This window comes from Streptomyces sp. NPDC041068 (genome assembly GCF_040647455.1).
Lineage (GTDB): Bacteria > Actinomycetota > Actinomycetes > Streptomycetales > Streptomycetaceae > Streptomyces.
Window position 1 is genome coordinate 188,597 of record NZ_JBEZCG010000009.1, and the last position, 17,170, is coordinate 205,766.

At 74.0% G+C, this 17,170-nt stretch carries 12 protein-coding genes; 7 read left to right on the plus strand and 5 right to left on the minus strand.

Annotated features, from left to right (window positions below; all coding sequences use genetic code 11):
* Positions 1–52 precede the first annotated feature (52 nt).
* From AB0B50_RS22165 to AB0B50_RS22175, 3 genes are read left to right on the plus strand one after another with little or no spacing between them, the layout of a single operon-like run.
* The gene (locus tag AB0B50_RS22165) at positions 53–1,471 is read left to right on the plus strand and encodes a hypothetical protein (protein WP_362334384.1); all 1,419 of its coding nucleotides are present in this window, start codon (positions 53–55) and stop codon (positions 1,469–1,471) included.
* On the plus strand, positions 1,468–1,959 hold the full coding sequence (locus AB0B50_RS22170) for a hypothetical protein (protein WP_362334386.1): 492 nt from the start codon (positions 1,468–1,470) through the stop codon (positions 1,957–1,959). Before AB0B50_RS22165 ends, AB0B50_RS22170 begins: the two co-directional genes overlap by 4 nt.
* A gap of 3 nt (positions 1,960–1,962) precedes the next feature.
* Positions 1,963–4,191, plus strand: coding sequence for a hypothetical protein (locus tag AB0B50_RS22175; protein WP_362334389.1), 2,229 nt, complete (start codon positions 1,963–1,965; stop codon positions 4,189–4,191).
* Here the strand turns inward: AB0B50_RS22175 and AB0B50_RS22180 are convergent.
* From AB0B50_RS22180 to AB0B50_RS22195, 4 genes are all read right to left on the minus strand, one after another.
* The gene (locus AB0B50_RS22180; RefSeq protein ID WP_362334392.1) at positions 4,148–5,497 is read right to left on the minus strand and encodes a protein kinase; all 1,350 of its coding nucleotides are present in this window, start codon (positions 5,495–5,497) and stop codon (positions 4,148–4,150) included. The genes AB0B50_RS22175 and AB0B50_RS22180 overlap by 44 nt on opposite strands.
* A gap of 17 nt (positions 5,498–5,514) precedes the next feature.
* Positions 5,515–6,411 carry a PP2C family serine/threonine-protein phosphatase gene (locus tag AB0B50_RS22185; protein WP_362334395.1) on the minus strand — a complete coding sequence of 299 codons (897 nt, stop codon included), beginning with the start codon at positions 6,409–6,411 and terminating at the stop codon, positions 5,515–5,517.
* Positions 6,408–7,067 (minus strand): tellurium resistance protein, encoded by a 660-nt coding sequence (locus AB0B50_RS22190; protein ID WP_362334888.1) that lies wholly within the window; start codon positions 7,065–7,067, stop codon positions 6,408–6,410. Before AB0B50_RS22190 ends, AB0B50_RS22185 begins: the two co-directional genes overlap by 4 nt.
* A 142-nt stretch (positions 7,068–7,209) precedes the next feature.
* On the minus strand, positions 7,210–9,690 hold the full coding sequence (locus AB0B50_RS22195; RefSeq protein ID WP_362334398.1) for a GTPase-associated protein 1-related protein: 2,481 nt from the start codon (positions 9,688–9,690) through the stop codon (positions 7,210–7,212).
* A 195-nt stretch (positions 9,691–9,885) separates the two neighbouring features.
* Between AB0B50_RS22195 and AB0B50_RS22200 the strand changes: the two genes are divergently transcribed.
* From AB0B50_RS22200 to AB0B50_RS22210, 3 genes are all read left to right on the plus strand, one after another.
* A complete protein-coding gene (locus AB0B50_RS22200) occupies positions 9,886–10,668 on the plus strand; it encodes an alpha/beta hydrolase (protein ID WP_362334400.1) in 783 nt (260 codons plus the stop codon).
* The gene (locus AB0B50_RS22205) at positions 10,665–11,978 is read left to right on the plus strand and encodes a cytochrome P450 (protein WP_362334403.1); all 1,314 of its coding nucleotides are present in this window, start codon (positions 10,665–10,667) and stop codon (positions 11,976–11,978) included. The genes AB0B50_RS22200 and AB0B50_RS22205 overlap by 4 nt, the downstream gene beginning before the upstream one ends.
* A 77-nt stretch (positions 11,979–12,055) precedes the next feature.
* Positions 12,056–13,408, plus strand: a complete 1,353-nt coding sequence (locus AB0B50_RS22210) for a DUF1266 domain-containing protein (protein WP_362334406.1) — start codon at positions 12,056–12,058, stop codon at positions 13,406–13,408.
* A 7-nt stretch (positions 13,409–13,415) separates the two neighbouring features.
* On the opposite strand, the gene AB0B50_RS22215 is transcribed toward AB0B50_RS22210, so the two are convergent.
* The gene (locus AB0B50_RS22215; RefSeq protein ID WP_362334409.1) at positions 13,416–16,436 is read right to left on the minus strand and encodes a BTAD domain-containing putative transcriptional regulator; all 3,021 of its coding nucleotides are present in this window, start codon (positions 16,434–16,436) and stop codon (positions 13,416–13,418) included.
* Positions 16,437–16,564: 128 nt separating this feature from the next.
* On the opposite strand from AB0B50_RS22215, the gene AB0B50_RS22220 reads away from it, so the two are divergent.
* Positions 16,565–17,092, plus strand: a complete 528-nt coding sequence (locus AB0B50_RS22220; protein WP_362334412.1) for a GNAT family N-acetyltransferase — start codon at positions 16,565–16,567, stop codon at positions 17,090–17,092.
* The last annotated feature ends 78 nt before the right edge of the window (positions 17,093–17,170 follow it).

Genomic DNA, 17,170 nt, shown 5'->3' on the forward strand with positions numbered 1-17,170 from the left:
GGGCCCACGCTCCGCCCCGTGAGCCACCCCCGCATGCCAGGGAGGAAGAGGTTTGACGCCCGCACAACTGCTCGACAAAGCCTTGATCGTCAAGGAGTTGCGGCGGCTTGCGGCCCTGCCCGAGCTCAAGCCGCGCGCGGCCGAACTGACCGTGCTGCACAAGGACCTGGCGGCGGACTCGCAGCTCGACCGATGGGCCGAGGTCGACCTCGTCCAGGTCTACGTACGCCCGGAGAGCGTGCGACCGCCCGCCGAGCGGACGTCGGGGCGGCACGACCGTCTTCTGGAAGCGGCGCTCGGCGTGCTCGTCTTCGTGCCGCTCCTGATCACCTGGTTCGGCCTTCGCGAGGCCGTGCGGGCGTACGGCGAGCTCGCCGCGGAGGACCCCAAGCAGTCCACGCGCCCCTTCCTGCAACTGTGGCAGTCCGGCTTCGGCGGGCATCTGTCGTCGTTCGGCCGCTTCGAGAACGTGGCCCTGATGGCCGTCCTCCTGATCGCCCTGCTCGTCGCCCTCTCGGTGTGGCACGCGCGCGTGCGGGTGCGTTCCGAGCACGACGAGGACACGCAGGAGGCCCGGCGCGAGGAGCTGCTCGCGGAGCTCGCCGCGGTGCTCACCCGGACCCAGATGCTGATCGCGCCCTATCGCAGCGCGTCGCCCCAGCAGTTCACGTCGGAGCTGACGAAGGCCGCGGTGCGGATGCAGGAGGCGACGAACAAGGCCCAGCAGAGCCACTCGGCGCTCTCGGGCGCGACGGCGTCGGTGACGCAGGCCACCGACGCGCTCAAGCAGGCGGCGCTGTCCCTCGCCACGGAGGTGCCGAAGCTCAACGACGTGGCGGACCGCATCGACACCACCCTGCGCAACGGCACGGCGGAGACCGCCAAGGCGGGCCGGGCCAACGCCATCGCGGCCCGTGGCATCGGCAAGGACATCAAGACGGCGGGCGACACGGTCGAGGCCTCCCTCAAGGCCCTCATCTCGGCCCAGCAGTCGCTCGTCGCGAAGTCCGAGTCGGTGGCGAAGGCGACCGAACTTGCCTCGCAGGCCCTGGTGTCGAGCACCGGCCGCACGGGCGACGCGGTGGAGGGCATGCGCGAGGCCACGGAGCGCTGGGACGCGGCGGCCGCCCACTGGCAGGACGCGGCGGCCCGCCTCGACGCCCGCATGGACACGCTCGCGGGCGCACTGCCCTCGCTGTCGCTGCCGCCGCAGGGCGGGACGTACGGCGCGCAGGGCGGGACCTACGGTACGCAGGGCGGGACGTACGGCGCACACAGCGGGACGTACGGCGCGCACAACGGCGGCGGCTCGGTGAACGGCGGTGCGAACGGCCGCCCTGCAGAGTCGAGTTCGGTGCCTTCACCCAGCCGTCCCGTCGATCCGGCGCCCGACCCGGCGCCCGACGCGCCCCTCGACGCCCCGACGACGCGCCTGCCCCCGCCCGCACCGAGGGACGGAGGCGCCGCGTGACCCGTTGGCGGCCGGGGCGGCGGCGCACCGGGCGGCTCGGGGCCGTGATGCTCGCCGGGTGGCTCTTCGCCGATCTGCTGCTCGTGCTCGCACTGGTGTCGATGGCCGACCGCCCGGACCCGCAGGCGGACGACCGCCCCGAACCCGGGCCGTCGAAGACCGGTGAGCCGTCCAAGAAGCCCACAGGGCCGCGTTCGGTGGACCGCAACCCCCAGGAGTTCGAGGTGTCGGGCAGGAAGAAGGGCGACCTCGTCCGGCAGATCGCGAAGGACACCCGCAAGTGGTCGGGGCGCGAGGCCGCGCTCGTGCTCACCTTCGGCGGCAGCTCGAACGGCACGGTCTACGCCCACCGCGTCAACGGCCTGCTCGACGAGGCCCGCCCGGAGATGTTCACCAAGAAGACGGCCACGGACGACTACCACAGCCTCGGCAAGCCCGCGGAGACCGCGGTGGTCCGCGTGTACTTCTACACGGCGCCGGGCGACTGAGCCATGGCGGTCCTGCGCCCCGGCGAACATCCGAAGGCGAGCGGCGCCCACCCGCCGCCGCCCGCGCTTCCGCGCTGCCCCGGCCTGCGCGGCTACGTTCAACTGCACGAAGCCTTACGTCAGTTGAAGTTCCGGCACGCGGCGGACGTGCTGCGCGCGCCGACGCCCGCCCCCACGGCGAACTCCGTCTTCGGCACCCTCCCGCGGGCCGCGACGGACGACGGCTTCCGGGTCCTCGACGGGCTCTGGTTCCCGGGCCGCGGTGGCATCTGGCAACGCGTCGACCTGCGGTTCGTCCAGCGGGCGCGCGGCCAGTGGCTGTCCTCGTCCGACCCGCGCGCCGACACCGCGGCGGCCCTGGTGGACACCCTGGAGACCCTCGTACGGGACGACGCGATGGGCCTGCGCCGCCTGGTCCTGTGGGAGGTGTGCTGCCTCCTGAGGGACGGCGGCGAACGCCCCGGCGAGGCCGAGGCCGTGGCGCTCGGCGTGCACCGCGACGAGGCGAAGGTGCTCGCTTCCGCCGTGGCCGCCGGGTTCCCCGTGGCGGGCCCCGCGCGGCACGCCGCCGAGACCCTCAACGACGTATGGCCCGGTGTACGGCTGCGCGAGGCGGAGCGTGTCGTGGCGCGGCTGCCGCGCGGTTCCGCCTATCCCGACGGCCCCGAAGACCACCGCCTCGCCGCACTCGTCGACGGCGTGCGCGCGCGGGCCGCGCGGGTCGGCAGACTCGCCGCCGACGGGGCCGCCGCGGAGTCCACCGGCGCGCTGCGGACCGCTGCCGCCGCCTGGCTCGGGGCGCTGCGCCTGGCCAGGGACGACGAGGACGCCCAGACGGGACTGCTGCGCGTGGCCGCGCTCCTCGCCGACGACGCCTTCGCCCCGGCCGAGGCGGAGGTGCCGGCCACCACCGACGACCGGGCGGTGCGCCTGTCCTGGTGCGCGCCACCGCGCCGCGCGAGCGGAGTCTCGTACCGCATCCTTCGCTTCCCCGACGGCGCCCCGCATCTGGCGGTCGAGACGGCGGCGGGCGTGCGCGGGCTCGGCGCCGTGGACGCGGACGCGCCCGTGGGCCGCCCCCTGCGGTACGCGGTCGTCCCCCTGCGCGGCGACCGCATCGCAGGGGTGCCACGCGTCACCGCCCCGGTGCTGATCACCCCGGTCGTGACGCGGGCGCACGCCGCGGTGGTGCCCGGCGGGGTGCGCCTGAGCTGGCGGCCCGACCCGGCGGCGGCCGAGGTGCGCGTGACGCGCTCCGGCACCGCGGCGGACGTCGCCGGCTGGGGTTCGGAGTCGCTGGTCCATGTGCCGTGCGAGCACGACGGGGTCCTGGACGTGCCGCTCGCCGCCGGGACGTACACGTACGAAGTGCGCTGCGGCTACCGCGATCCGGACGGGGATCTGGTGTGGTCCCGCGGCGTCACCGTCACCGCCCGCGCCGAGCGGTGGCCCTCGCCGGTCGAGGAGCTGACCGTGCGGCGGCACCCGGACGGCGACCGGGTCACCCTCGCGTGGCGGCCGCCCGACCTGGGCGACGGGGTGCTCCTGCCGTGGACTGCGGGGCCCGTCGCGCCGGGCACGGACGTCTCCGACCTGGTGGGCCTCGTCGACCGGATACCGGCGACCCTGACGGACGCCGAGTCGAGCGCCGAACTGACGCCACCGCCGCAGCGGCGGATGCGGGTGACGGCGGTGAGCGTGCTCGGCGACCGGGCCCTGTCCGGGCCGAGCGTGGTGATCGAACACCCCGCTGTGATAGGGGATTTGACGGTGCGCCGCGTCGCCGACGACCGTGCCGAGCTGCACTTCGACTGGCCGGAGCCCGCGGTCCTGGTGCGAGCGGCGTGGACCGACGGGCAGCGCGGCGGCGAGCGGCGTGTGCCGCGCAGCGCGCACCGGGCCGGGCGCGCGGTGGAGCTGCCCGTGTCCGCCGCGGAGTGCGTCGTGACGGTGGTGGCGCTGCCCCGGCCCGACGCCGTGGCGATCGACACGGAGCCGGCCCGCGCGGTCCTGCCCGCCGCTCCCCCACCGCCGCCTCCGCCCCCGCCGCTGCCCCCGGCGCCACCCGCGCCGCCCTGGTGGGCGTGGTGGCGGCGCTGGTGGCGGCCGAGGGCTCATCCTGCTACCGCGGGAGCTCAGCCCGCGGCTCCGGGGGCTCAGCCCGCGGCTCGGGGAGCTCAGCCCGCGGCTACTCCTTCACCACCGCCTCCGTACCGCCCCCGAACTCGATGAGCAGCCCGGAGCGCAGTGCGATCGTCTTGCCGGGGTCCACGTCGCGCACGGTCCCGTCGTCCTTGCGCGCCGTCCACACGGACGTGGTGCGGTTGGTGAGGCCGAACCTGCCGCGCTGCTGCGGGTGTTCGGTGACCTCGCCGACCACGGCGGAGAAGTCGTGCCGCTCGGGGTCGTCGCGCAGGTGGTGGGCGTAGACGCGGGCGCTCGGGGCGAGCCTGATGCCGCGCTTGGTGCGCAGCGTGCCGGTGCCGGTGACCAGTTCGAGGCGGGGCGGCAGCTTCAGGGTGGTGCGGCACTTCCAGCACTCGGGCGGCGCGCCGTCGGGCTGGGTGAGGTTCTGCTTGCCGCAGACGCCGCACTGCGTGATGGCGTCGAGGACCTGGCTGAGCGCGTCGCGCCACTGCGTCTCGCGCACCCGCAGCTTGGGGCTGTGCAGCCCGTCCGTGAACGTCCGGACGAACAGGTCGCGCAGGATCTGCGGCAGCGCGTTCCAGCTGGCCACGATGGTCGGCTGCTCACCGGCCACCGGACGGTTGCGGGTGTCCTTCGGGTCGTACACGAAGACGGGGTCCGTGCCGTACAGCTTGCGCTTGGCCGCCGGGTCGAGGCAGCGGACGCCGAACTGCTGGGCGCCGTTGAAGGGATGGTCGTTCATCAGGAGGTAGAAGAGCAGCACGGCGAGCGAGTGCAGGTCGCTCTGGGTGCCGGGCATGGCGCCCTTGTCGCCGCGCACCAGCTCGGGCGCCATGAAGTCCATGGTGCCCGCCACGGCCGCCTCGGCGCCCTCCACGACGGCGTTGTCGTTGTCGCAGACCAGGACGTCGCCGGTGCGGGGGTCGAAGAAGATGTTGCCCCAGTTGATGTCGCGGTAGGCGATGCCGCGGGAGTGCAGGGCGCGGTAGGCCTCGACGGTGTGCAGCGCCACGGTCACCAGGGTCCGCATCGTGGCGGCGGACACCGAGGGGTCGCGCCGGAAGAGCGCGGGCAGGTCGCAGAAGCGTGCGGGGCGTACGTCCATGAGGTAGCCGAAGCCGGGCTGCCTGCCCGCGGGGTCCATCACGATGGAGCGCGGCCACAGGAAGCGCGGGTCGTCCCAGCCCTTGGCGATGAGCCCTTCGAGGATCTCCCGCTGGCGGGCGTCGGCGAGTTGGGGGTAGTACCACTTGACCGCACGGTCGCCGGTGGGTGTCTGGACGCGGTAGACCTCGCCCTGGCCGCCGGAGCCGAAGAGGTCGGCGACCTTGAGCTTCTCCCCCGACTCGGCCACCAGGGTCTTTCCGGCGGCGAGCATGCCGTTCACCATTCTTTTCCTCTCTGCCCTTATCGTTCGTCGCTGCGCTGTGGGGGCACCGATATGGCGCCCACGAGGGTCGTGTCGTCCCCGGAGAACTTGGCGGCACGCCCCAGCCAGTCCGGGAGTTGGGCCTGCACCGCCGCCACGCCCTGCTCGGCGGCGCGTTCACCGAGTCCGGTGGCGAAGTCCAGGAAGCCCTGGTGGTCGGCGAAGCTCTTGGAGAGCCCGTCGGTGGAGAGCAGCACGCACGGCGGGGCGCCGCCGGTGAAGGGCTGCCAGTGGGACCGCATCTTGCGCCAGGGCTCGGGCTCGCAGAGCGAGTCGGTCTCGTCCCCCATGTCGGGTCCGGTGGACAGCGGGGTGTGCGGGGCGCCGCCGTCGTCGACGAGGACGATGTCGCCGTCCCCCAACTGCCAGCAGAACAGCATGTGTTCGGTCAGGACTGCGCCGATGAGGGTGCTTCCGTAGGCGGCGAGGTCGGGGGGCTCCGGGCGCTCCGCCGGTCCGGTGCGGGCCGCCGCACGGAGCCGACGGTCGCCGCGTGCGGGCGAGTTGCTCTCGTGCAGCAGGGTGCGTCGATGCCAGCGGTGGCCCACCTGCTGGGGCAGCCGACGGGCCTCCTCGCGCAGGGCGGTCCAGCCCGCGGCGTCGTCGCCGACGCGGACGACTTCGTACGCGAAGGTGCTCGCGCACGTCGTGAACTCCTCGACCGCCCAGCGCGCCCCGAGGTCGCTGCGGAAGTGCGCGGCGCTGCCGTGCCCGTCGGCGACCGCGAGGACGATCGCGCGGCCCCCCGCGACGGACAGCGCGGCACTGCGGTCCTGGCTGTACCTCTTCGCCACTCCCTTGACCGCGCCGCTGAGCAGGGTCCAGGGTGCCGTCGCCGCGGGACCGGGTCTGGTCGTCGTCTCCGGTCCGGTCACCAGATGTCGTCTTCGCCCTTGGTCATCGACGGCACGTCGATCGGCGTCGCCTGCTTGCCGCCGTCGTCGACCTTCGGCGTGGAGGCGTCCTTGACGACCGCGGTGGACATCCAGCGGATGGCCGCGGCGAGCTGCCGGGGGTTCTTCGCCTGCAGGGGCTCCAGTTCGGGGTTGCCGAGGAACTCCTTGAGCATGCTCTTGTCCGCGTCGTCCCCGATGGCGACCGCGACACGCACGGCCCGCTTGCCCCACGGCGTGGCGTCGATGGCGCGCAGCCCGGCGCGCCAGTCGTCGGTGGGCTGCCCGTCGGAGGCGAGGGCGAGCACCGGCGGCAGGGCGCGCTGCGGCATCGGCGGGGTCTGCAGCGCGCCGGCCGCCAGCTTGAAGGCGGCGCCCATGTCCGTGCCGCCGTAGATGTGCACGTCCTCCCAGGAGAACTGGTCCACCGGCGTGGGTTCGCTGACGTGCCAGCTCGCCCCGCTGGCGAAGGTGATGGCGCGCACCAGGAGGGATGCGGCGGGGTTGGACTGCGCGGCCTGCTGCATCTCGGGGATGGCCTCGCGGATGGCGAAGTTCAGCTCGCCGATCTTGCCGTTCACGCCCATGGAGCCCGAGCAGTCGAGCATCCAGATGAAGTGCACGGGGCGGCTCGCCATGCTGCCGCCGGGGAAGTTGTCGACGATCGTCTCGCTGGTGTCGCTCACGCTGGTCCTTTCGTGGGGAGGGTGGAGAGAGGGGATTGCGGGGCCGGGAGGGCACACACGACGCGGTCCTCGGCCGGGCGGGGGTCGAGTGCGGTCAGTGCCGCCCCTGGGTCACCCGATGACGCCATGCCGTCCATTCCTGCACGTCCTTCCCCTCCCGCTGGAGCACGGTGGCCACGTGTCCGAGGTGGTGGTGGTCGAGGTGCACGAGGACGGGCGCGAGGGCGTGGTCGAGGAGCTCCTCGGCAACGGTGCGCCACTCGGGGGTGACGCCGTGCCGCTTGCGGGGCCGCCAGAGGTGGTAGTACGCGGCCAACTCGGCCGGCTTTCCCGGTAGTTCGCGCACCAGCCGTTCGCACTGCCGCTCGTCGAGGAACTGTGCGCGGTAGGTGTTCAGGAGGTGGGGGCCCGCCGCGACGAGGATCTCCAGTCCGTGCGCCTCGCACACGTCGAGGGGGTTCGCCGCGGCGAGGGCGCGGCCGACCCGCTCGTCGATGCCCTGCCGCAGGACCACGTTCAGCGGGGTCACCTTTCTGCCCAGTTCCCTGAGGCGGTCGACGGAGAGCCGGCTCAGGCGCAGCCTGCCGTCGACGAGGTCCTGGGCCATCACAAGGAGCTCGGCGGTGTCGCGGTCGCCCGCGCCCAGCTGGCCGTCGGCCCGCATGGTCCTGGCGAACTCGACCAGTTCGGTGTCGCAGCGGTCCGGTTCCCTGACCCAGCCGATGATGCGGCGGCCGAGGCCCGCCGCGACGATGAGGCGGGGCGTGCAGGTGCGGGCCACCCAGGGCTGTTCGGAGCGGTCCGGCGGGGTGTTGCGCCACACGATGCGCCACAGCAACTTCAGCGTCGCGACGTCCTCGACCCGCCCTGTGGGGAGGAGTTCGGTGAGCCGTTCGAAGAGCCGGGCGCCGCGCAGGTGGTCCGGGGGGCCGTTCCAGTGCGCGGCGGCCACGGCGAGGCGGACGGTCAGCGGCGCGTCGTCGAGGTGGCTCCGCAGCCACGCGCCCTGCCCGGAGTTGGTGAGGTCCCGCAGGCGGTCCAGCTTGCGTTCGTTGAAGTCCACGAGGATCCGGCGCAGCACCCTGCGGGTGAAGGCGGTGTTGTCGAGCTCCGTCAGGACCCGCACGGCCTTCGCGCAGTCGGACCGCTCGGGGTGCAGCAGGGCGTCGGCGAGGCGGTCCATGGCCTTGGCGAGGCCCGGGCCGGGGCTGGCGTCGGCGACCACCGCGAGGACGAGCCGCAACGGCTCGGTCCAGGTGTCGACAGGGTCGCGGAGCCGGGCGCGCAGGGCGTCGTCGGCACGGCCGCTGTACTCCTCGCGCAGCCGCCGCCAGGCGTCCTGGCCGAGCGGTAGCCCTTCGAAGGAGGCCAGGTCGGGCAGCACGCCGCGGGAGCGGCAGGCGTCGAGCCTGTGCCGGACGAGGGCGAGGGCGAGGGGGCGCGCCGCGAGGGCGTGGGCGCCGTCGAGGCCGCGGCAGAGCCGGTCGAGTTCGCCGAGGGTGCGGGGGTCGGACTCGCCCCTGGTCACGGACTGGGTGAAGGCGTCGATGACGGCGCGCAGGGAGTCACCGCTGAGGCCGGCGAGGTCGGCGAGGTCGGCGCCGGAGGGGGCACCGGCGGCCGCCCCTTCGCCGCTCGCCGCTTCCCCGCGCCTCGCCCCTGTCGCTCCGGCCGCCCCGGCCGCCCCTGTCGCCCCTGTCCCTCCTGTCCCTCCTGTCCCTCCTGCCACTCCCGCGATCAGCGGGATCAGCGCGAAAGGGTCCTCCGCCCGCCCGGCCGCTCCGGGCGCGGGGCGCGGCGGGTTGCCCGCGAGCCACCGCTCGGCCGTCAGCTGGGCCCAGGCGTCGAACTCGGCGGGCGGGCTCTCGGGGCCGCCCGTGGCGTCGTGGACCCGGTACAGGTACTCGACGGTCGCGTCGTCGGTCCTGTCGAACTCCGTATCCGGGCCGATGCCGATGATCTGCTGCGGCGCGCGGTACGGATCGGTGGTCCAGGTGGTGAACGTGAGGGCGGGGACGTACGCCTCGGGCAGGGAGGCGCAGGCGAGCGCGACCCAGCGGGCCACACTCTCGGAGTCCTCCTCCACGAGGACGATCTGCCGGCCCGCGGGGTCCTCGAACAGGCGGCGCACATCGGCGAGGAAGGGTGCGACGCGTTCGGCCCGCCCCCGGGCGAACTCCACGAGGACTTCGCGGTCGAAGTGCGCCTCGGGGACGGGGAGTTCGGACTCGACGAACCCCGCGCCGAGCCGCTCGCCGGCATCCGGCTCCCAGGCGGCGGAGCGCCAGGTGTCGATCGGCCACACGGGCCCGGGTCCCGGAGTGTCGGCGCTCAGGTGCAGCGCCTCCACGCGCCGCCCCGGCAGGGCCGCGCACAGGAGGCGGCCGCCGTCCGGGAGCAGGCTGTAGCTCAGCTCGGACTCCGCACCGATGAGACGCTCGACCACATCACTCAACTCGGCGCCTTCCGCGTCGAGTTGATGTTCTTCCTGCGCCCCCGCGCCCGCGGGGACCAGACAGAGGGTTCCGGTGTCCGGCTCCTGACCGAGCCGGTAGCTGAGGCGACGGATGGCCATGCCACATTCTGACCAACGGCGGCGCCGCACCGCAGGCCGTCCGGCAAGTTCACCCCCGTATCGACACACACCATCCGTCCCCGGCCGGGCATGCCGCTCCTCCCGTGCACCCTTGCGCGGCGCAGGAGTTGGGGACACCGTGGGCACGTCCCGCACCGACCGGTGCGGGGGACCCTGCCGGCGATCGGAGTCGACGTGGCCTCCTTCCCGCTCCCCCACACCCTGCTCGGCGAAGGGCCGCACAAGGTGATCGCGGTCCACGGCTGGTTCGCCGACCGGTCGGCGTACGCTCCGCTGCTCGCGGACCTCGACGTCGGCGCGTTCCAGTACGCGGTGGTGGACCTGCGCGGCTACGGCGAGGCCAAGGACGCCGTCGGCCAGTTCACGACGGCCGAGGGCGCCGCCGACGTACTCGATCTGGCCGACCGGCTGGGCTGGGAGCGGTTCTCGGTGATCGGGCACTCCATGGGCGGCTGCGTCGCCCAGCGCGTCCTGGCCGCGGCGCCGCAGCGGGTGCGCCGCCTCGTGGGGGTGTCACCCGTGCCCGCATCGGGCCTGCAACTGCCGCCGGAGCAGTGGGAGTTGTTCGCTTCGGCCGCGCACGCTCCGGAGAACCGCCGCACCATCATCGACATCACCACGGGCGGGGTGCGGCCCCGGGCCTGGCTGGACCGGATGGTCCGGCGCTCCCTCGACGTGAGCGACGCCAAGGCGTTCCGCGCCTGGCTGGACTCGTGGGCGGGCGAGGACTTCCACTCCGAGGTCGAAGGATCGCAGGTGGCGGCACTGGCCGTCACGGGCGCGCTCGATCCGGCACTCTCCGCGGACCTGATGCGCGGTACGTGGCTGCGCTCGTACCCCCGGGGCGAGCTCGCCGATCTGCCCGGCGCCGGGCACTACGCGATGGACGAGGTGCCCCTCGAACTGATCCGCACCGTGGAGGACTTCCTGCGCGCGGACGGGGACGGGCAGGCGTGACGGCTCCACCCGACGCCGCGACCCCGCCCGTCCCCGACGTCTTCGACCCCCGCCTGTACGCGGAAGGCGTCCCCCACGAGCGCTACCGCGTCCTGCGCGACCACCACCCGGTGGCGTGGCAGGACGAGCCCGGGGTGCTCGGCTGGCCCGCGGGCCCGGGGTTCTGGGCGGTCACCCGGCACGCCGACGTGGTCCGCGTCCTGAAGGACTCGGCCGCCTTCTCCTCGTACCTGGGCGCCACCCAGATCCGCGATCCCGCCCCGGAGGATCTGCCGTTCATCCGGCGCATGATGCTCAACCAGGATCCCGCCCCCGGCTCCCGGCTCCGTCCCGGCGCGGGCGGCCCGGGCGACCACGGGCGGCTGCGCAGGCTGGTCAGCCGCGCGTTCACGCCCCGTCGGGTGGAGCGCTTCGAGGCGGGGGCGCGCGAGCGGGCAAGGACACTCCTTTCGGCGGCCGTGGACGGGGCCCGCGCGGGCGACGGCACCTTCGACGTCGTCACCGCCGTCACCGACGAGTACGCCCTGCGGGGCCTCGCCGACCTGCTCGGCGTCCCGCCGTCCGACCGCGGCCTGCTCCTGGACTGGACGCGGCGCGTCATCGGCTACCAGGACCCCGACGAGGCGGCCCCGCCCGTGCTCGGCCCTGACGGCAGTCCCGTCAACCCCCGCTCGCCCGCGATGCTGCGCGACATGTTCGACTACGCACGCTCGCTGGCCGCGTACAAGCGCGAGCACCCCTGTGACGACGTCCTGACCACGCTGGCCCACGATCCCGAACTCACCGGCGCCGAGCTGGAGATGTTCTTCTTCCTGCTCACCGTCGCGGGCAACGACACGGTGCGCGGTGCCGCGCCCGGCGGGCTGCTCGCCCTCGCGGAGCACCCGCACGAATACGACAGGCTGCGGCGCGGGGCGGTGCCCTGCGCGACCGCCGTGGACGAACTGCTGCGCCACCACCCGCCGGTGCTCAGCTTCCGGCGCACGGCGGCGTGCGACACCGAGCTCGCGGGGACCCGCATCGCCGCCGGGGACAAGGTCGTCGTCTTCCACGCGGCCGCCCACCGCGACGAGCGCGTCTTCACCGACCCGCACCGCCTGGACCTGTCGCGCTCGCCCAACCCCCATGTCGCGTTCGGCGAGGGCCCGCACGTCTGCCTGGGCGCGCACTTCGCCCGGCTCCAACTGCGCGTCTTCTACGAGGAGTCGGCGAGGGCCCTGCCGGAACTGCGGCTCGCCGCGCCGCCCCGCCGGCTTGTCTCGCACTTCATCAACGGACTCAAGTCGCTGCGGCTGGTCGGCCCCGCGTAGGCTGCAAGATCATCTCACCTGCGTGATGCACGTACCGAGCACCTGCGTGAAGCACGTACCGACCACGGAGAACGACCATGAGCGCGGCAGCCGAGGACGAGGACGCGTTCAAGGAGGACTTCGCGGACGAGGCCGACTTCGCGGATGAAGGGGACTTCGCGGACGTGTTCGCGGAGGAGTTCCACGACGAGGTCTTCCCCTTCGTCCCCGCTCCCCGGGACGGCAGCCGCTGGCAGGCGCCCGCCGATCTCGAAGAGCATCTGTCCGAGCTCTGCGAGGACGACGACTCGTACACCTATCTGCGGGCCGTGGCCGTCGAGGGCCTGTACCGGCCCGTCACCCTGCACGAGAAGGACCCCGAGGCGGACGCGAGCCCGCTGCTCACCGTCGACCTGCCGGACGGCCGCAAGGCGGCGCAGGTGTACACGGCGGGGCTGCTGCCGCGCCCGCACCCCGCCGTCGTCTACGAGTTCGTGACGCTCGGCGCGCTCGCCCGGGGCTGCCCGGACGACGTGGACTTCCTGGTGATCAACGCGGCGACGCCGTGCGAGCGGTACTACCTGACCACCGACGAGGAGCGGGAGGTCTGGGCCGACCTGCACGAGCGGCACCACCGCGCCGACGGCCCGAGCGACCGCATCGAGACGCGTCGCACCGGGGCGCCCGAGCCGGGCCCTCTCCTGCACGGACTCGCCTGCGGCGCGCACCTCTGCTTCGCCAACGGCGACCCGTGGAACACCGTCGACTGGCACGGCGCGGGCCACCGCAACGAAGTGGGCCGCCTGGAGGAGTCCTGGGGAGTGAGCGGCCGCGCGGACTGGCTCTCGATCCAGGTGCGCCTCATCCAGCGCGAAGTCAGCCCCTGGTACTGGGACTTCGTCCTCGGCGCGCGCAACGCGCTCGTCGAGCGCGGCGGACCGCGTGTCGACGCCGAGCTGTGGCGCGAGTGCGTCGAGGCGACGCTGCGGGGCCGCGTCCTGGAGACGGAGGGGCCGGACGCCCCGCACCGGCCCGGCGAGGACCCGGAGTTGGACGACTTCGTGGCGGCGCTGCGGGGCCTGGTCGGCAAGGTCCTTCGTTACGAGGCGCGGTTCCGCGCGGACGAACTGCTGCCGCCCGACGGGTTCGTGCGCACCGTCGCGGCGTGGGACATCGGCCGCGCCTCCAAGATGGCCCGGTGGGGCAGGGGTGCCCGCTACGCGAACGAGGCGGAGATGATCGGGGCCCTGGAGCGCGCCTGTGGTGCCGCGCGGTCCTCGTACTCCTCCTGGGAGGAGTTCTCCGCGGGGTACGTCCTCGGGCGCTGTCTCCACTTCGACCAGGAGGAGTTCGGGTCCTGGTACACGGACGTGCTGCACGCCCATCGCGCGCTGACCACGGACCCGGACAGCCCGTGGCTGACGGTGCCGTTCGGTTCCGTGGACGCCTGACCGTCCGTCAGGAACCCTTGGCGTACGCGGTCAGGGGCTCGGGCAGGGGCAGACCGATCCGGACGTGCAGGTCGTGCGAGGCCCGCAGGCAGGCCTCCGCACGCTCTGCATGGCCGGACTCGGCCAGGGTGGTGCCGAGGTCGAGGAGCACGGAGGCCTGCAGCCGTTCGTTGCCGAGCCGCCGGGCGCCGGCCAGGGTGTGCTCCAGGTGGGCAGCGGCGCGACCGTACCTGCCGAGCACCCGCTCGGCCTCGCCGAGCCCGTGCTCCACCAGCAGCTCCAGATACCCCGAACCGATCTCGCGGCAGCCGATCAGGGCCTCGCTGTAGCTGGCCACGGCTTCGGCCGTCCTGCCGAGGCGGGCGAGCAGGCGGGCGTGATTGCCGAGGAGGTAGATGCGGATGACGGTCCAGCCGAGGGGCTTCGCGCGGGCCAGTGCCTCGGTGAGGGCTTCCAGGGCCTCAGGCGCGCGGCCGAGGTCCCGCAGCGGGTGGCAGGTGTTCTGCACCGCCTCCAGCTCGCCCCAGAGGTTGCCGCGCCGGGCATGCACGGCGATGGCCTCCCGGAGCAGGGCGAGCATGGCCTCGGGGTCGCTGCCCTTGACCAACAGGCCCGCGACATTGAGGGTTTGGCCGTACATCGTCTCGTCGCCGGTGGCCCGGCACAGCTCAAGGGCGCGGCTCACCTCGGTGCGCCCCTGCTCCTCGTGGCCGATCTGCCAGAGGCCGCCGCCCAGCATGTACCGGGCGCGGATCTCGGCGGACGCCTCACCGCGCAGGGCGGCCTCGTCGGCGAGGGCGGCTGCGGGGGCGTTCAACTGGGGCCAGAGGAAGTCCGCCTCCCCGAACGGATCGAGGGCGAGCAGCAGATCGACGGCGGGCACGATCCCCACCCCCGGCCGCCCGACGGCTTCCCGCAGCACGGCGACGACGGTGTCGAACTCCCGCCGCACCCACTCCTGCCCGTCCTTGGCATCGACGAAGGCGACCCCGACGGCACGGGTGGGCGCGAGATCATCGGGCGTCACGGACCCGGGCCGCGCGAGCCGATGGGCACTGCGGACCACGGCGAGGCAGTAGTCCACGAGCCGCCCGATGGCGGCGTCGGCTTCGGTGACGGGCAGGGCGACGTCGGCTTCGGTGACGGGCAGGGCGGCGTCGGCGCGCGGCGCTTCGGTGGTCGTGCCCCTCTCCTCCGCCCTCGCCCGCGCGAACAACCGCAGCAGGTCGTGGTAGCGGTAGCTGTGCTCCGTGGGGGAGTCCAGGAGGCTGGCCTCGACCAGTTCCTCCAGGAGGTCCTCCGTCTCCCGTTCGGTTCGGTCGAGTACGGCCGCCGCCATCGGCAGGGTGAACAGCGGGCCCTCGATCAGTGACGTCAGGCGGAAGGCGCGGGCGAGGGAGGGCGACAGCTGGTCGTAGCTGAGACGGAACGTCGCCTCGACCGCCATGTCGCCGACCCTGAGCTCGGCCAGCCTGCCCCGCGCGTCGGCGAGGCGGTTCACCAGGCCCGCGATCGACCAGGAGGAGCGCCGCCCGAGCCGGGCCCCCACGATGCGCACCGCCAGCGGCAGTCGGGCGCAGGCGGCGACCAGTGCGGCGGCGGCCTCCGGCTCCGCGGCGACCCGGTCCGCGCCCACCATCCCGGTGAGGAGCGCGAGCGCCTCGGCCTCGCTGAAGACGTCCAGTTCGAAGGCGCGGGCCGACGGGATGGGCAGCCGGGCCCTGCTGGTCACCAGGGCCGCGCAGCCCGGCGTACCCGGCAGCAGCGGCTCGACCTGCCGCTCGCTCGCGGCGTTGTCGAGGAGGACGAGGACGCGGCGCCCGGCGAGCACGGAGCGGTAGAGCGCGGCCCGTTCGTCCACGCCCTCCGGTACGGAGCCGACGCCGAGGGCGCGCAGGAACCGGGCGAGCACCTCTGCGGGCTCCACGGGCACGGCCGATGCGCCGCCCAGGTCGACGTACAGCTGCCCGTCCGGGTAGCGGTCGCGGACCCGGTGCCCCGCGTGCAGGGCGAGCACGGTCTTGCCGACCCCGCCGAGCCCGGCCATCGCGGAGACGACGATGTGCGGCGACCCGGAGTCCAGGGCCGCGAGCAGACGGTCGGACTCGTCCGTGCGCCCCGTGAAGTCGGCCGGAGGAGCGGGGAGTTGGGCGGGCGTGGGCACGCGGTACCGCACCGGGCCCGGACCGTGGGCCTGGTCCGGTCCCGTGTGTGCCGGGCCGCCTGCCCCGCCGCCCCCACCGCCGTCGAGCGACGGATCGGCCCGCAGGATGCGCCGGTGCAGTTCCCGCAGCTCCGGGCCCGGCTCCACGCCGAGTTCCTCGCCGAGCACACGCCGCGCGTCGGCGTACGCGGCCAGCGCCTCGCCCTGGCGCTCGCTCCGGTAGAGGGCCAGCATCAATTGGGCCCGCAGCGCCTCGCGCAGCGGGTGCTCGGCGACCAGCATGGTCAGTTCGGGGACGACGCTCTCGGCCTGCCCTCCCAGGTCCAGGTCCAGATCGAGGCGGACGCGGGCCTCCAGAGCGGCGAGCCGCCGTTCGGCGAGCGCGGCGCGCAGCGCCTCCGCGTACGGCCCGGGAACCCCCGCGAGAGGCTCGCCCCGCCACAGGTCGAGCGCGGCGCCGAACAGACGGCGCGCACCGTGCGGATCGCCTTCGCGGGCCGCGCGCTCGGCCGCCGCGACGTGCTCGTCGAAGACGTCCAGGTCACAGGCGCCCTCGGCGGTCCGCAGACGGTAGCCGCCGGGCGCGGAGAGCAGGACCTCGGCGGGGGCGCGCGGCGGACGCCCCGGCTCCAGTTTGCGGCGCAGCTGTGCGATCTGGGTCTGCAGGGTCGACAGGGCGCGCTCCGGCACCGGATCGCCCCAGACGCCGTCGACCAGCTCCCCGACGGTGACGGCTCTGCCGCCCCGGCCCAGGAGCATCGCCAGGATCGCCCGTTGCTGCGGCGCGAGGCGGATCGGCTCACCGCCGGCGTCCTGCACCCTGACCGTCCCCAGCAACGCGTAGCGGAGCTCGTCCCCCTGCATGGCCCTTGCGCCCTCCCCAATCCCCGTTGCCGCGTACGTCCCTGTCGGGCTGCTGGACCCGCACTTGTTAGGGACGTACGCGCCAAATCCCCTGGTTCCGATTTCCGTCGACGTGGTGGGATCACCCCATGAGCCACGCCGACAACTCCCGCACGCACATCCGCGTACCGGTCCACGTCCGCGTGCCGGTCCACGTCCGCGATCTGAAACCCGCCGACCTGCCGTCCTGTTCCTGGGCCGGCTCCGCCACGCACATGGTGCACGTGGGCCGGGAGCTGGCGCGCGCGGCGTGCGGGGAAGTGGACTACCTGGCAGTGTGCACCCCGGCCGACGCCCCGGTGGCGATCGGCGGCGTCGACTACGCCCCCTCCCCCGGCGCGGGCACGCTGTGGCAGCTCGGCGTGGCGCCCGCCCTGCAGTCGTGCGGACTGGGCACGGTCCTGATCGGGGCCCTGGAGGAGCGCGTCAGGTCCCGCGGCCTCGCACGGGCCGAACTCGCCGTCGAGGAGGACAATCCGCGGGCACGGGCGCTGTACGAGCGTCTCGGGTACGAGGCCTTCGACAGGCGCCCCGATTCCTGGGACGAGGAGGCGCCGGACGGTTCGGTGCGCCGCTACGAAACGATGTGCACGCTGATGCGCAAGTCCCTGCCGTAAGGCAGGTCACCCTCGCGCGACGGGTATCGACCACACGTACGGAGCAGGAATGTCCCTGGGAGCCGTGCGCGCGGAGCC

Excerpts from the sequence above, each read along its gene's own strand:
- AB0B50_RS22190 (WP_362334888.1), bottom strand. The coding sequence starts at position 7,067 with ATGGCGAGCCGCCCCGTGCACTTCATCTGGATGCTCGACTGCTCGGGC.
- AB0B50_RS22215 (WP_362334409.1), bottom strand. The coding sequence starts at position 16,436 with ATGCAGGGGGACGAGCTCCGCTACGCGTTGCTGGGGACGGTCAGGGTG.
- AB0B50_RS22175 (WP_362334389.1), top strand. The coding sequence starts at position 1,963 with ATGGCGGTCCTGCGCCCCGGCGAACATCCGAAGGCGAGCGGCGCCCAC.
- AB0B50_RS22180 (WP_362334392.1), bottom strand. The coding sequence starts at position 5,497 with ATGGTGAACGGCATGCTCGCCGCCGGAAAGACCCTGGTGGCCGAGTCG.
- AB0B50_RS22195 (WP_362334398.1), bottom strand. The coding sequence starts at position 9,690 with ATGGCCATCCGTCGCCTCAGCTACCGGCTCGGTCAGGAGCCGGACACC.
- AB0B50_RS22220 (WP_362334412.1), top strand. The coding sequence starts at position 16,565 with ATGAGCCACGCCGACAACTCCCGCACGCACATCCGCGTACCGGTCCAC.
- AB0B50_RS22210 (WP_362334406.1), top strand. The coding sequence starts at position 12,056 with ATGAGCGCGGCAGCCGAGGACGAGGACGCGTTCAAGGAGGACTTCGCG.